The 13,508-nt window shown below is 69.8% G+C and carries 9 protein-coding genes; 7 read left to right on the plus strand and 2 right to left on the minus strand.

What is annotated here, in order from left to right; all coding sequences use genetic code 11:
* Positions 1-296: 296 nt before the first annotated feature.
* The gene (locus ACZ6S5_RS26685; protein WP_466004736.1) at positions 297-1,085 is read right to left on the minus strand and encodes an AfsR/SARP family transcriptional regulator; all 789 of its coding nucleotides are present in this window, start codon (positions 1,083-1,085) and stop codon (positions 297-299) included.
* A gap of 232 nt (positions 1,086-1,317) precedes the next feature.
* Here ACZ6S5_RS26685 and ACZ6S5_RS26690 point away from each other — a divergent pair, with 232 nt between their 5' ends.
* The 7 genes from ACZ6S5_RS26690 to ACZ6S5_RS26720 all read left to right on the plus strand — a co-directional run bounded on the left by ACZ6S5_RS26690 (position 1,318) and on the right by ACZ6S5_RS26720 (position 12,702).
* Positions 1,318-3,573: a hypothetical protein gene (locus ACZ6S5_RS26690; protein ID WP_466004737.1), complete on the plus strand. Its 2,256-nt coding sequence runs from the start codon at positions 1,318-1,320 to the stop codon at positions 3,571-3,573.
* Between the two features lie 10 nt (positions 3,574-3,583).
* Positions 3,584-4,849 (plus strand): hypothetical protein, encoded by a 1,266-nt coding sequence (locus tag ACZ6S5_RS26695; RefSeq protein WP_466004739.1) that lies wholly within the window; start codon positions 3,584-3,586, stop codon positions 4,847-4,849.
* Complete coding sequence (locus ACZ6S5_RS26700; RefSeq protein WP_466004740.1) at positions 4,846-5,352, plus strand: hypothetical protein; 507 nt, start codon at positions 4,846-4,848, stop codon at positions 5,350-5,352. The genes ACZ6S5_RS26695 and ACZ6S5_RS26700 overlap by 4 nt, the downstream gene beginning before the upstream one ends.
* Before the next feature lie 17 nt (positions 5,353-5,369).
* Positions 5,370-6,704, plus strand: coding sequence for a hypothetical protein (locus tag ACZ6S5_RS26705; protein WP_466004742.1), 1,335 nt, complete (start codon positions 5,370-5,372; stop codon positions 6,702-6,704).
* Between the two features lie 12 nt (positions 6,705-6,716).
* The gene (locus tag ACZ6S5_RS26710) at positions 6,717-9,674 is read left to right on the plus strand and encodes a glucosaminidase domain-containing protein (protein WP_466004743.1); all 2,958 of its coding nucleotides are present in this window, start codon (positions 6,717-6,719) and stop codon (positions 9,672-9,674) included.
* A 379-nt stretch (positions 9,675-10,053) separates the two neighbouring features.
* Positions 10,054-11,196 carry a hypothetical protein gene (locus ACZ6S5_RS26715; RefSeq protein WP_466004802.1) on the plus strand — a complete coding sequence of 381 codons (1,143 nt, stop codon included), beginning with the start codon at positions 10,054-10,056 and terminating at the stop codon, positions 11,194-11,196.
* Positions 11,197-11,466: 270 nt separating this feature from the next.
* Positions 11,467-12,702: an IS110 family RNA-guided transposase gene (locus tag ACZ6S5_RS26720; RefSeq protein WP_466004745.1), complete on the plus strand. Its 1,236-nt coding sequence runs from the start codon at positions 11,467-11,469 to the stop codon at positions 12,700-12,702.
* Positions 12,703-13,184: 482 nt separating this feature from the next.
* Here the strand turns inward: ACZ6S5_RS26720 and ACZ6S5_RS26725 are convergent, their stop codons facing one another.
* Entirely contained in the window at positions 13,185-13,490 is a 306-nt protein-coding gene (locus ACZ6S5_RS26725) for a hypothetical protein (protein ID WP_466004746.1), read from the minus strand.
* Positions 13,491-13,508: the final 18 nt, after the last annotated feature.

The raw sequence follows: 13,508 nt of genomic DNA on the forward strand, positions 1-13,508 counted from the left end.
CGCAAGGTCAGCGCGAAGGCGATCCGGGCTGACCTGAGCTGACCCGGCACTGGGCACACCAGCTGCGCCGAGCTGGACTACAGCACGCCCACCGACGCGGCATCCGCCTCCGCATACACACCGCGGCTGCTCGCGCGCCGCATAACCCAGCTCACCCTAGAGATCGACGATCTCAACCAACAAATCACCAACGCCGTCAACGCCCACAGACCCGAACTGCTGCACCGCCAAGGCGTCGGCCCAGACACCGCCGCCGCCCTGCTCGTGGCAGCGGCAACGACGGCATCCGTCCCGAGCTACGACACGTCACTCAGCCGGGGAACCAGATCCCGAAGGGTCTTCGGCGGCGGCCCGCCGAACCGCGCGAACAGCGACTCCGAAGGTGTGAGGCCGAGCTCGTTGTACAGCATCGCCGCGTACCGGTCGAACTGCCGGTACGCCGCCGCCGCGTTGCCCTCGGCAAGGTGGACGTCGATCAGTGCCCGGTGCGCGGATTCCCGCAACGGCTCGGCGGCGATCACCAGGAACGCGACGTCGATCGCTGCGGAGAATCGCCGGAGCGCCAACAAGCGGCATGCCAGCGCCTCCAGCGCGTGCAGCTGCAGCTGGCGGAGCCGTTCCCGTTCCACGACCAGCCAGTGCTCGTCCCAGTCCGGCAGCAGCTCCGCGGTCAGGGTGGCGACCTGGGCGTCGGCGGGCCTCAGGTCAGGGTCGTCGGAGAGCAGCCGGCGGGCCTGGGCGCGGGCGTTGTTGACGTCCACCTCGACGAGGTCGTGCAGGCGCAACCGGTCGCGCTCGGCCTGGATCAGGTCGGGATGGCACTGGCGGATCCGCCACAGCGCGGTACGCAGGCTCGCGTACGCACGCTCGGCGGGCACGTCGGGCCAGAGCCGCTCGGCCACCTGGTTGCGGGTGCAGTTCGGCCGGTTGGTGCGGTCCAGCGACAGGTACGCCAGCACCCGGCAGGCCTGGATCGGTAGCGCGACGGAGGTGCCCGCCACCCGCAGGCCGAAGCCGCCGAGCAGTGAGAGGCAGGCCGAGAAAAGAGACGCCGTGGCGGGTCCGTGGTGGGGGATCACCGGCATTGTGGGCCTCCTCAACAGGTGCCCGAACCTGCAGAACATGCTCGTCCCGCGTCCGTGGCGGGGGCAACGAAATGTAACGTCCACGACGGAGCGTTTTCCCATCGGTCCTGGTTGGCGGGCCTTTTGCCCGGTGCCCGCCGGGCACCCCAACGCTGACGGATACGCGGTGTTGACGCTCCGGCATACGCCGGCCGGTCATGCTCGTCCCCTTGCCGAGAGTCAGGGGGCCGGAATGAGCGTGCTGGGCGGAACCTACGCCGGGACCGCCGATGCGGTCGGGCACTACTCGCCTTTCGCGGGCATCCACACGACCGCGGCGGACGGGCCGGAGGCGGCGCCGGCGGACGTGGGCCTGCTGGAGTCGCCCTTCGGCGCCGGGTTGGCCGGCGAGCTGCCCGACCGCGCGGAAGAGGCGGCGGCGGAGCTGCTGGAGACGTTGCGGGACGAGGACTTCGCCGAGGCGTTGGAGCAGCTCGTCGACGAGGCGGCGGCACGGTACGTGGCGCAGCAGGCGGCGTGGTCCACCACGCCGCCGGAGGCGGAGTCGTGGACTGCGTTGTCGGAGTGGCTCGATCCGTTGGCGGAGGCTTCGGAGCGGGCCATCGACGGTCTCGCGGAGCGCGCGCGGAGCACCGACGTCCACGCGATGAGCGGGGGCGACCTGGAGTCCTTCCTCGCCTCGGCCGGCGAGGTGGCACCGCTCGGGTCGGAGGGGTTCGACCGGTTCCTCGGCGGCCTGCTGCAGAAGGCGAAGCAGGTGGTCAAGGGTGCGGTCAACCTGGCGAAGAAGGGGGTCGCCGTCGTCGGGCGGATCCTGCCGATCGGGCCGCTGCTCGACAAGCTGAAGGCTCTGGTCCGGCCGTTGTTGCAGCGGGTGCTCGGCGCCGCCCTGAGCAAGCTGCCGCCGTCGGTCCAGCCGATCGCGAAGACGCTCGCCGGGAAGTTGGGACTGGGGGAGCGCGAGACGGCGCACGGCGCCGATCCGGTCAGCGGGCTGTCCGAGGAGTTGGACCTGCAGCTGGCCAGCCTGCTGCTCGCACCGGACACGTTCGACGAGATGGTGGAGGCGGCCGAGTGGGAGGCCGGGACCGACGCTGGGGGCAGGGATCGGCTCGTCGACCTCGACGACGCCCGGGCGCGCCTGGCGCGGCAGCTCACCGACCTGCCAGCCGGCGCCCGGCCGGCCGCCGAGATCGAACAGTTCATTCCTGCGGTGCTGGCGGTTCAGCCGCTGATCAAACTCGGCATCTCCATCATCGGGCGGGACAAGGTGGTCCGCTTCATCGCCGACCGGATCGCCGACCTGATCAAAGGGATCATCGGTGCGGACGCGGCGCGGGCGATCTCGCAGCCGATCGTCGACGTGGGGCTGCGCATGCTGGGCTTCGAGGTCGCGCCGGACCAGGAGCAGGCGCTGGCGGGTGAGGCCCTCGCGTCGACCGTGGAGGGCACCGTCCTGCGGTTGCTCGAACTGCCCCCCGCCGCCTTCGAGGACCAGCTTCAGCTCGACGGCGCGCTGCAGCAGGCGTTCGCCGAGGCGGCTGCCGCGTACCTGCCCGACCGGCTGCTGCGTGCGGACCTGCCCGAGCGGGAGACCGCGGGCGAAGGCGGCGTGTGGGTGCTGATGCCGAGGGCGGCGCGACCCCGCTTCCGGTTCCGGCGATACACCCGCACCTTCCTGGTGCCGGTCAGTCGCCAACTGGCCCGCTGCGTGCCGTGGTCGGACGGCGGCACGCTGGAGACCCACCTGCTCGACCGGGGCGTCGAGCGCTGGCCCGTGCCGGCCGAGGTGCATCTCTACGAGGCGCTGCCGGGCACTCACCTCGGCCATTTCACCCAGGACGAGGCCGCCGGCGCGCGGTCGTCGGACAGCGGCGAGTACGAGTACCTCACCCCGCAGATCGCCGGACTGCTGGTCGGAGAGCCGGCGCTCGGCCGAGCACGGTCGGCGGGCGGAACGGAGGCGGGCCGGCCGCGACCGCAGGCGGGCGACCGCTTCTTCCGCGTCCGGGTACCCGGGTTGCCGCACAGGTCGCGGCGGTACCGGCGGATGCTGGTCCGCCTCGACGCCTCCGGGCAGCTGCGCATCCTGCTTCGCCTGTCCGAGCGGCAGGCACAACAGATCCTCACCCGGCTGACGGGGGCGGCCTCTACCGGACAGCGTGACCTGCCGTCGGTCCTGCTCGCCCTGCAGGGTCAGTACCGCCCGACGCTACCCGCCGTGCTGGCCGCCCGGCTGCTCAAGCGGTCGTTGGTCGCCGATCCGGGCCAGGCCCGGGCGGCAGCGGACCGGGTGCTCGTCGCGCTCACCGCCGGGCTGTCGAGCTTCCTGACCAGGAACGCCGCGCAGCTGGCGTCGGCGGTGAGCGACCCAGCCGACGGCGTGACGATCACCCTCACGGTGACCGGGCTTTCCCGGCAGACCCTGGCCGCCGACCTTCCGCCGGCGCAGGTCGGCGTGCAGCCCGGGAGGCAGGGCCGTGCCTGACCATGCCCTGATGGTGGACCCACCGGTGGGTCCGGCCACCGCCGAGGATCGCACCACCCTGGCCGTGGAGTTGCGACACTGGCGGCGCGCGGCCGCCGCACTCGCCGAGCTCGACACCGTCGCCGCCCCCGCCGCGTGGGCCGCGCTCGAGTCGTACCTCGGGCTCGGGGTGCGGGGCAGCCTGCGGGCGGTCGCGGCCCGGGTCACCGCCCAGGCCGACCGGCTTGCCGCCGCTCTCGTCGCCGCCACCGACCCCGCCGATCTCGACCGGGTGCGGGCCGCGCTGCTGAGGCTGCGGCGCGACTACCTCCGGGCGGAGACGGTCATCGACTTCTTCGGCGACGCGGTGAACACCCGCACGAACCCGCGGATCGCCGCGATCCTGCGCGGGCTCGACGCGCTCGCCGTGGACAGCATGGAACGCGGCCTCCGCCCGGTCGGTATCGACGTCCCGCCCGTGCTCACCTATCTCGACAAGGGGATCGGTGCGTCGATCCTGCGGGCCGGGGCCCGGCTGTGGGACGCGTCCCTCTCACCCGTGGCGGCCGTCAAGATCACCCGGCACAACCTGTGGCGACCGACATCCCTCATGCACGAGACCGGCCATCAGGTCGCTCACCTGACCGGCTGGACGGCCGAGCTCGGCGCGGCCCTGCACGCCACGCTCGCCCCGTTCTCCGCGCTGGCCGCGGACTCCTGGCGGGGCTGGGCCAGCGAGGTGGCGGCCGACGTGTACGCGTTCGCGCTGCTCGGCTACGCGCCCGTACCCTCGCTCGCCACGGTCGTCGACGGGGAGACCCACGCGGTGTTCCGGATGCCGTTCGGTGATCCGCATCCGTTCGCCTGGCTGCGCGTGCTCTTCAACGTCGCGCTGTGCCGGTCGTGGTTCGGGCCCGGCCCGTGGGACGGTCTGGGCGCGGCATGGTTGGCGCGCCACCGGCTGGAACGCGCCCCGCACGACGCCGCCACGGTCGCCGCCGCCACCCTGCCCCGCCTGCCCGCGCTGGTGGACGCCTGCACCCGTACGCCGATGCGTGCCTTCGGCGGCGTGTCGCTCGCGACGGTTCTCGACCCCCGACGGGTGGCGCCCGCCGAGCTGGAACGGCTCGCGCAGCGCGCCGGCCCGTCGCTCTACACCTCGCGCTACCTGCAGCGGATCGAGCCGATGCGGGTTCTCGGCTGGATCGTCCTGCGCGGCGTCACCGCCGGCGCACCCGGGACCGACGTGGAGAACTGGCTCCGCCGGATCGGCAGTGAGCAGGCGTCAGCCGCATGAACACGAAGGGGGACCCGACCATGGCCACCACCAATCAGAACAATCAACTGGCGGAGATTCTCACGAGGATCGCCGAGATCGAGGAGCGGCAGGCCGAAGCGCTCGCCGCGCTGGTGTCGGACCGGGAGCGCGCACCGTTGGGGCGGATGGGCACCGGGCAGGCTGGCATCGAGCTGCGTTTCCGGGCGTTGCGCAACGCCCTCGGCAACATGGGCCGCCGGGGCGAGACGGACCTGGCGTTGCGGCAGGCGCAGCTGCATCTCGACGGCACCCCGCGGCTGGTCTTCGTCGACGGGCTGCCGACCGGTACCGAGCACATCACCCTGTTCCTGGCCGACGGCAAGCAACGAGCGGTGGCGACATCCGAGCTGACGGGTCAGCCACCCCAGCTGCTCAAGCCGGGGGAGGTCCGCACCATCCAGTTCGACGACGAGCATCACCGGCCGCTCGCCTTCGCCCTCGTCCGTCGCATGCCCACTGCGGGCGCCGGGCCCATCAACTAGAGCGAAAGGTCTTCGACATGTTCCGCATGTTGGCCCAGTTGATCAGTGACCCGACCCTGACAGGCGGGGTGGCCCCGGACCCGGCCACGACGTTCGCGATCCATCCGATACAGCTCAGCCGCTGGTTGGAGGAGATCTGGGCCGGCGGCGGCGTCGCGTCCTGGCCCCAGGCATCCGCGACGCCCAAGGCCCTCGGGGATCCGGCCGTCGTCGACCGTCTCAAGCTGCCGAACAATCTTCGTGACGTCGGTCTGCGCTCGGGTGTGCGGCCGGCGTCGCCTTCGACCAGCCAGCCCGTCTTCGAGGGGCCTCCGGCGCTCGGGGTCGACGTCGGACCGTTGCCGTGGGAACACATGATCTACCCGTACCTGGTGGAGAGCACCGGCATCGTCGAGATCATGGCGGAGGTCGTTCGGCGGTACCTGGTCGGCGAGACCTTGCCGACTCCGTCCGTGGCGACCGTGGCCTGGGTGCGGGCCACCGAGGAACTCTTCTTCCGTGACCCGCCGCTGTTCCACATCGGCGGGCTCACCAGCCAGCTGCGACCGGACGCCCAGGTGAACCGACGCAACGCCTACTGGCGGATGTTCGGCTGCGACCTGCCGCACCCGCCGCGCGGCCCGATCCAGGGACAGCCCTGGAAGCAGGACACCGGACCGGGCGCCAACCTGCGCTTCGTCGAGTTGTGGACCGACCTGCTGCGCCAGGTGTGGGTCGGCATCGAGAACGATCGCAACCAGGTCGGCGCCAATCCGACGGACCCGAACTACGTCGGCTACCTCTGCCAGACCATCGGAGAGCTGCTGCGTCTGCGGCGGCGCGGTGGGCTCCTGGCGCGCGAGGAGTTCGCCTACGGCGCGATGCTGAGCTGGTTCCACCTCACTGTCGAGTTCGACACGGCGGTGGTCGAGGACCTGAGCGCCGGCGCCGGGGTCACCGGCGGCAATCCCGCCGACCGGTTGGCGGCGATCGGCACCCGGGTCGGCATCATGCCGCCGCGGCACGCCCGTGAGCTGTTCGAGCTGGCCGACCTGCTGTCGCCGGTGCTGTGGTTCATCGAGCTCGACCAGTTCAGCGCCCCGGCGAACGCGGAACTGCTCTACCGCTCGTTCGGCGCGCCGAACCCGCCAATCCGGGCGACGATGAACCGGATCATCGACCTGTGGCAGTCGGCCACGGGCCACCGGATCAAGGACCTGTCGGTCAACAGGGGCCTTTCCGCAGGTGGGGTGCCGCCGGCGCAGCCGACCCGGCTTCCGACGCCCACCACAGCCACGTCACTGTCCGGTCCGGCAGTCCCGGCACCGCTGGGCCCAAGCCCGAACGGCGCGAGCGCCGCGCACCGACCGTGATCGGAGGCGGAGATGGACACGGTGGCGGAATCGGCGGTGTTCGCCCCCCTCGTTGAGCCCTCCGAGGGCGAGCGGGCGGGTCGGTGGCCGTTGCGCGACGAAGTGTTCGCGCGCATTGACGAGCGGGAGGAGTACGCGTCCGCGGAGCCGGAGTCGGCCGGCCACAGCCCGACGATGGACGTGGTTTCCGGACTCGAACCGGAGGATCACGCGCTGGAGCCGGAGCTGGCCGACCTCGCGTCCGAGTCGGTGGACTACGGGCCCGAGCCGGAGTTGGCCGACTACGGCCCCGAGCCGGAGTTGGCGGACCTCCTGGCCGAGGACACCAGTCCCTTCGCCGAGGACACCCCGGCCGGCGAGTCGACCCGCAGCGTCCAGGTGCCCCCCGGACGCCTGGTGGTGGAGCGGCACCCGATGCTCGCCGCGCATGTCGGCAAACCGCCCGACCTGGTCGTGAAGTGGAACGCGATGACCGGCCCGTCGACCGTCGACGTGGTGGTCCACCTGCACGGGTACTCAGGCCGGGGTCGCGCCATGAACCTGGTTCGCGACAAGGAACCGGTCAGTGGCCTCGACTTCCAGGATCCTGCTGGTTCGGGCTCACCAGGAAAGACGTCGCCGACCATCCTGGTGCTGCCGCGTGGCCACTACTTCGGCGGGCGCTCCGGCATGGGCTACTCCTTCCCCGCGCTGACGAAGCCGGGCGCGGTCCAGGCCCTCGTCGAGGATGCTCTCGCCCGTTTCAGGGCGCAGACCGATGCCAGCGTGACGACGGGGCGCCTCATCCTGACGGCACACTCGGGCGGCGGCGCACCGCTGATGGCGATCCTCAAGCACACCGACCCGGACGAGGTCGTCACCTTCGATGCGCTCTACACCAACCCCGCGCCACTGATCGAGTGGGCCCGGCGGCGCATCGCGAGCGCCTCCGGGTCGTTGCGTGTCATCTACCGCGGGGGCGAGGGCACCGCCGCGCACAGCGAACAGGTGCACCGCGCGATCCGTGGCGCGGCGTCGGACACGTTCCGGGTGGAGCGGACCCGGGTCGGGCACAACGACATCCCCCGACGGTACGGCTGGCGCCTGCTCGCCGACCCCGCCGCGCGACTGCCGGACACCTCCCCTCCCCGCGCCCAGCACGAAGCGGGGGAAGGGGAGTACTTCGGCACGACGGGGTGGCGCTTCGAAGACATCGAGGGTGAGCAGGACGAACTCCTCTTCGAGGAACGCTACGGCGACGCCGACGAGGGTCCGACGGCCGACGTCACGCCCGCAGACGAGGAGTCCGGCGAGGTCGAGGCGGAGGAAGGGCAATGGGACCGGGAAGCCGGCGAGTACTGGCCGGAGCAGCACGAGTCGTTCCCGTCCGGCCTCGTACTCACGACTGTGTCCGGTCCCACCGGGCGCGACGAGGAGCACTGGGACCCGAACGGCACCGGCCTACCACTGTATGACACCGGCCCCGCCGCACGGGCGCAGCAGTTGTCGGCCAACTTCACCGTCGGCGAACTTGTGAGCAGCGGCGGACGAACCGCGGACAAGGCGAGAATCTCGGCGGCGCTCGTCCGCTGCCTGCAGGCCATCCGTGACCGCGTCGGCAAGCCGGTACGCATCACCTCCGGATACCGCTCCTGGGCACACAACGTCGAGGTGTACCGCAGACGCGGCAAGACACCCACCCACAGCCGGCACTGCAGCGGCCAGGCCGCGGACATCAGCATCGCCGGCATGACCGGTATAGAGATCGCCAAGGCGGCGATCGACGCCTGCGGTGACCGGATCGGGGTCGGCATCGGCGGCTCCTTCGCCCACGTCGACGTGCGGGGCAGTTGGGCCCGGTGGACGTACCTGAGCAAGGACGCGAACCGACGGGCGCTCGCCGAGATCGACGCCTACCGGGCCGGGCGAGCCAGGCAGAGCCGGCCCACGCCGACCCCGAGCCCGCCGACGGCACCGACTCCCGCGACGAACACCACCACGACCCCCGAGCGCGCCGCCGGCCGGGTCACGCTGGGCAAGTTCAGTAAATGCGCGAAAGGGGAACAGCCCGGTGCGCGCGCGATTGCCGACCAGTGGCGCAGGTTGACGGGGCGCAAGGCCGGCACCTTCAACTGCCGGCTGATGGCGTCCGGTAAGCCCTCCCTGCACGGCGAAGGCAGGTCGGCGGACCTCTACGCGCGGGCCGACGATCCAGGCCAACGGGCGCAGGCCGACGCGTACGTGGCGTGGCTCGTCGCCAACGCCGTCGAACTGCAGGTCGCCGTGATCATCTGGAACGGCAGGATCTGGTACTGGGGACGGCGAGCCGAGGGCTGGCGACCGTATTCCGGCCAGAACAAGCACATCGACCACATCCACGTCGACCTCAGCTGGGAGGGCGCGCTGCACCCCAGCACCCTCTTCGCCGGTTCGGTACCGGGACTGGGCGGTACACCGGCGCGGGCGCCGGCCGGCGGGTCGCACGTCGCGACCTTCGTACGGGAGTACCTGCCACACGCCAAACGCAGCCAGGACGAGACGGGCGTCCCGTGGTTGGTCACCCTCGGCCAGGCCGCACTCGAATCCGGGTGGGGGAGAAGCGCACCGCGGAACAACTTCTTCGGCATCAAGGCCAAGGCGAGCGACCCGGAATCGACCCGGCAACTCCTTCGTACCAAAGAGGTGCTCCGCCACCCCAACGCCAACTTCCCCGAGATCATCTCCGTGACACCCCGGCCCGACGGGAGGTACGACTACGTCATCAAGGACTGGTTCCGCGCATACACCTCGCCCGCCGAGGCGTTCTCCGCGCACGGCGCATTCCTCCGGCAGGACAGGCGGTACGCGCCGGCGTTCGATCACGTCGACGACCCCTACGCGTTCGCCCGGGCGGTGGCCACCGCCGGCTACGCCACCGATCCGTCCTACGCATCGGTGCTCACGAGCGTGATGCGAACGATCGAGAAAGAGGTGGAGAGGGGAGTGCGGTGACCACGTCTGGATCCGAGACCAGTCGAAGCGGGCGATCTCGTCGTCGATACTCACGCGACGACCTGCCGTGGCGAACGTGTGAACAGCGCCGGATATCTCGTCCGGACTTGTTCATCTAGCCGCCGAGCGGTCGCTACGACGACCGGATCTGCCGAGATGAGTGTGTTGCGGGTTGGCGACATGAGTCGGTCGAGTTCGGAGGTTCCCGGCCTGCGAGAGCGGCGGATTGACCTGCTGTCGTCTTGTTGACAATGACGTGCGGAAGCCCGTGGCTACACTGCGGGCACCGGAAGGCCCATCGACCGAATCTGGGGATGCAATGCAAGAGCCGGGCCTCTACTTCCCATTCGTCCACATACGTGATGATGATTGGCTCAAGATGGCAGCGTTGTACTGGCCGTCTGTGCGCCGGCTTGTACCAGCGGGCTACCTCAAGCATGACAGCGTCACTGCACGGACCTTCTTTGACGCCAATGGGTTGCGCGATGAGGATCCTGGGCAGCTAACGCCGGATCTAGGCTGGGATCTGGCAAGAGCATTGGGCAATAATGCGGATCGCCTGATGCGAGACTTCAGCATTGCCCGTGCGCATGCCGATTGGGACGGCGAATCTCAGTTGCAGGGTGGCCCGGTTGGTGAGCCGCAACTCGGATGGATCCATGTAACGAAGTTTCCGATGTGGGCTCTCCGGCAATTGTGTGAGATGGGGCTTGCTCGGGTGGGAGGCTCCGCCGACCCGATTTGGAGGCACTCCGGACCACCATCTGACTGGATCGGAGTGCACCCGGCGCTGGCAGGCGCGTACATGACGGCCCTCGCCGGCTGGGTCAGCCGGGCGGCCCGATTTCAGCCGCTGACGGATCAGGACGATTTGAGGGCCGCCACGGCGAGCAGCGATGTCGGGGCGGCGTTAGGCCTGCTGATGGGCCGACCGGCTGAGCCGGCAAACGGCGAGGATGCGTTGGACGCCGGCGTGGAAACCTATGTCATGCTGGCGTTGCGGTACGCGCGGCCCGCGAATCTTTCGAGCATCTCGGCAGATAAGATCCTCCAGTGTCGGTCTGACCTTGCGGAAGAACTTGCGGTGTTCCGTGATTATGTCGCCACTCAACGTGCGGAACTGGCTGAGCTGGCCTCAGTGCCGATCAGGCGCAGACGTCTGGAGGCCTTCGCTTCACACGTGGAGCATACCGTGGAGATACCGCTGCGTAAGCTTGAGAAAGGGTTGTCGCTGCACAGGCTGGAGCCGACCAGGTCTCTGCTAGTGGCCAGCTCGTTCGTGCCACCTGCCGCCGTTTCTGTCGTTGGTGTGATGCCGCCAGCGGCGGCCACAACGGTGGGCGCATTGGCTGCTGTCGGCAGCGCGTGGTGGCAAGTCAACCGCGTCCGAGAATTAGCCAAAGCCGGCTCACCCGTAGGCTACCTGCTAGATGTGCGAGATCGGTTAACGCCGAGGACTCTAGCTACTCGAGCGCGCAAAATGCTCCGCGGTACATACAGCGGTACCAAACTACGGCGTTAGCAAGGCCGATTCTGAGGCACGTCTACCTCATCTAATAGGTTCCGTCAGCCTGCTGGTGCAGGATGGCTCCGGTAGCGGCCGGCGGGTCAGCACTCCACTCATCGGACCCTGTCGAGGTCTTGCGGCAGACCGTGCGCCCGTTGGTCGTGAGGAGACGGGACGGCTGATGGGATGACGTGCCCCGCCCCAGGCTGGTGAGCACTTGGCTATTAGATCGCCGGCGTCTCCTCCACGCTGCTAATGCAGGCGGTGTCCGCGTGGGAGGCGAGGATGATCTGGGTAGGCGATGACTGGGCCGAGGACCACCACGACGTGGAGATCCTCGGCGAGGACGGGTGCCGGCTTGTCCGGGCGCGGCTGCCGGAGGGCATCGAGGGCGTCGGTCGGTTGCATGCGCTGGTCGCGGAGCACATGCCGGCGTCGTGGGCGGATCTGGACCCGGCCGACGCGGCCGTGCGGGTGCGGATCGGGATCGAGACCGACCGTGGCACGTGGGTGCAGGCGCTTGTCGCGGCGGGGTATCAGGTGTATACGATCAATCCGATGTCGGTGGCGCGGTATCGGGAACGGCACTCCACCTCGGGTGCGAAGTCCGACGCCGGGGATGCGCACGTGCTGGCGGAAATCGTGCGCCTGGATCACGCTCATCACCGTCAGGTGGCTGGTGACAGCGCTCTCGCCGAGGCGGTGAAGCTGGTGGCGCGGGCGCATCAGAGTCTGATCTGGGACCGCACCCGGCAGGTGTTGCGACTGCGTTCGGCGTTGCGGGAGTTCTATCCCGCCGCGTTGGAGGCTTTCGACGACCTGGCCGCCGGTGAGGCGCTCGAGTTGCTGGACCGGGCACCGGATCCGGAGCGCGCTGCTCGCCTGCCGAGGGTCACGATCGTCGCCGCGCTGCGCCGTGCCGGTCGTCGTGATCTCGATGGCAGAGCGACCGCGGTCCAGCAGGCACTGCGCGCTGAGCAGCTGCGTCAACCGCGGCCGGTGCAGAATGCCTACGCGGCGATCGTGTCCAGCCAGGTCCAGCTGATTAACGTTCTCAACACCGAGATCTCCGAACTCGGGCAGGTGGTGGCCACACATTTTGGCCGCCACCGGGACGTTGAGCGTTACCTGAGCCTGCCCGGCCTCGGCCCAGTGCTCGGCGCCCGGATCCTCGGCGAGTTCGGCGACGATCCCCATCGCTACGTCGATGCCAAGGCCCGCCGCAACTACGCCGGCACCTCGCCGATCACCCGGGCGTCCGGCAGTCGCCGGGTCGTGCTCGCCCGTTACGCCCGCAACCGTCGCCTCGCCGACGCCGTGCACCAGTGGGCGTTCTGCGCCATGCGCGGTTCACCCGGCGCCCGCGCCTACTACCAGGCCCTCCGCGAGCGCGGCACCGGACACCAAGCCGCCCTGCGGCAGCTCAGCAACCGGCTCGTTGGCATCCTTCACGGCTGCCTCAAGACGGGAACCACCTACGACGAGGCCGCCGCTTGGGCTCACCTTCAACCCCGCACTTGACATCGAAAAGCATGGGATGTCTGCCGCTGAGAAGGTGTGTCACCGACGTCTCCTTCACCACCCGTAACCAGGTCTCGCTATTCCGGCGTGATGCGCCACCCTCACCGCATACTCCAGAAACGGCAACATACTGGGAAGCACTCCGGTGCCCCCGATCGAGGCCGACACGTCAGGCCTGCCAGGAGACAGCCCGGCCAACCCGGGGAAACCCCTGACCGACCGACAACGTGGCCGAGCCGTCTTCAGACGGCTCAGCCACGCCGCGTGTCCGTCGGGAATCGTGCCGGGTTCCGGGCCGAGACCGGAGAGCAGGTTGGGAGCAACCGCTGCGCGCAACCGCGTCAAACAAGCACCTGGCGGACGAGGCACAAGCCCGGCTTGCTCACCTGGGGTCAAGGATCACAAGCGTCAGGAGTTGCAGCGGGCCAAGCGCGGCGGCGGCAGACAGCGTGTGCTGGTCGCCGCTTGCCAGCACACCTCTGCTACCACGCCTTCCCGCGGATCGGGGGCACGTCGAGGTCGCGCTCGCCGCCGCGGTGCTCGGCGAGTAGCTGCCGACGGGTCGAACGCCAGGCGACGCGCTCCTGCCGGCGGGCGAGCTTGCGGTGGGATTGGAAGGTGCAGAGCTGGCAGCCGCAAAGGTTCGGCGCCTGAGCCGACGGCTGCCGGTAGCAGCGAGTGCCGTTCCACTCGGGCGAGGCGAGGAACTTCTCAAGGTCGCAGGGGCCGGAGCCGTGTTGGTGGATGTCGGTGAACCAGCGACGCAACTGCGGATCTCGCTGCTGCACTCGCTCGAGTCGGTGTAC

It is taken from the genome of Micromonospora sp. NPDC051924, assembly GCF_055586005.1.

Excerpts from the sequence above, each read along its gene's own strand:
- ACZ6S5_RS26705 (WP_466004742.1), top strand. The coding sequence starts at position 5,370 with ATGTTCCGCATGTTGGCCCAGTTGATCAGTGACCCGACCCTGACAGGC.
- ACZ6S5_RS26700 (WP_466004740.1), top strand. The coding sequence starts at position 4,846 with ATGAACACGAAGGGGGACCCGACCATGGCCACCACCAATCAGAACAAT.
- ACZ6S5_RS26710 (WP_466004743.1), top strand. The coding sequence starts at position 6,717 with ATGGACACGGTGGCGGAATCGGCGGTGTTCGCCCCCCTCGTTGAGCCC.
- ACZ6S5_RS26720 (WP_466004745.1), top strand. The coding sequence starts at position 11,467 with ATGATCTGGGTAGGCGATGACTGGGCCGAGGACCACCACGACGTGGAG.
- ACZ6S5_RS26685 (WP_466004736.1), bottom strand. The coding sequence starts at position 1,085 with ATGCCGGTGATCCCCCACCACGGACCCGCCACGGCGTCTCTTTTCTCG.
- ACZ6S5_RS26690 (WP_466004737.1), top strand. The coding sequence starts at position 1,318 with ATGAGCGTGCTGGGCGGAACCTACGCCGGGACCGCCGATGCGGTCGGG.
- ACZ6S5_RS26715 (WP_466004802.1), top strand. The coding sequence starts at position 10,054 with ATGGCAGCGTTGTACTGGCCGTCTGTGCGCCGGCTTGTACCAGCGGGC.
- ACZ6S5_RS26695 (WP_466004739.1), top strand. The coding sequence starts at position 3,584 with ATGGTGGACCCACCGGTGGGTCCGGCCACCGCCGAGGATCGCACCACC.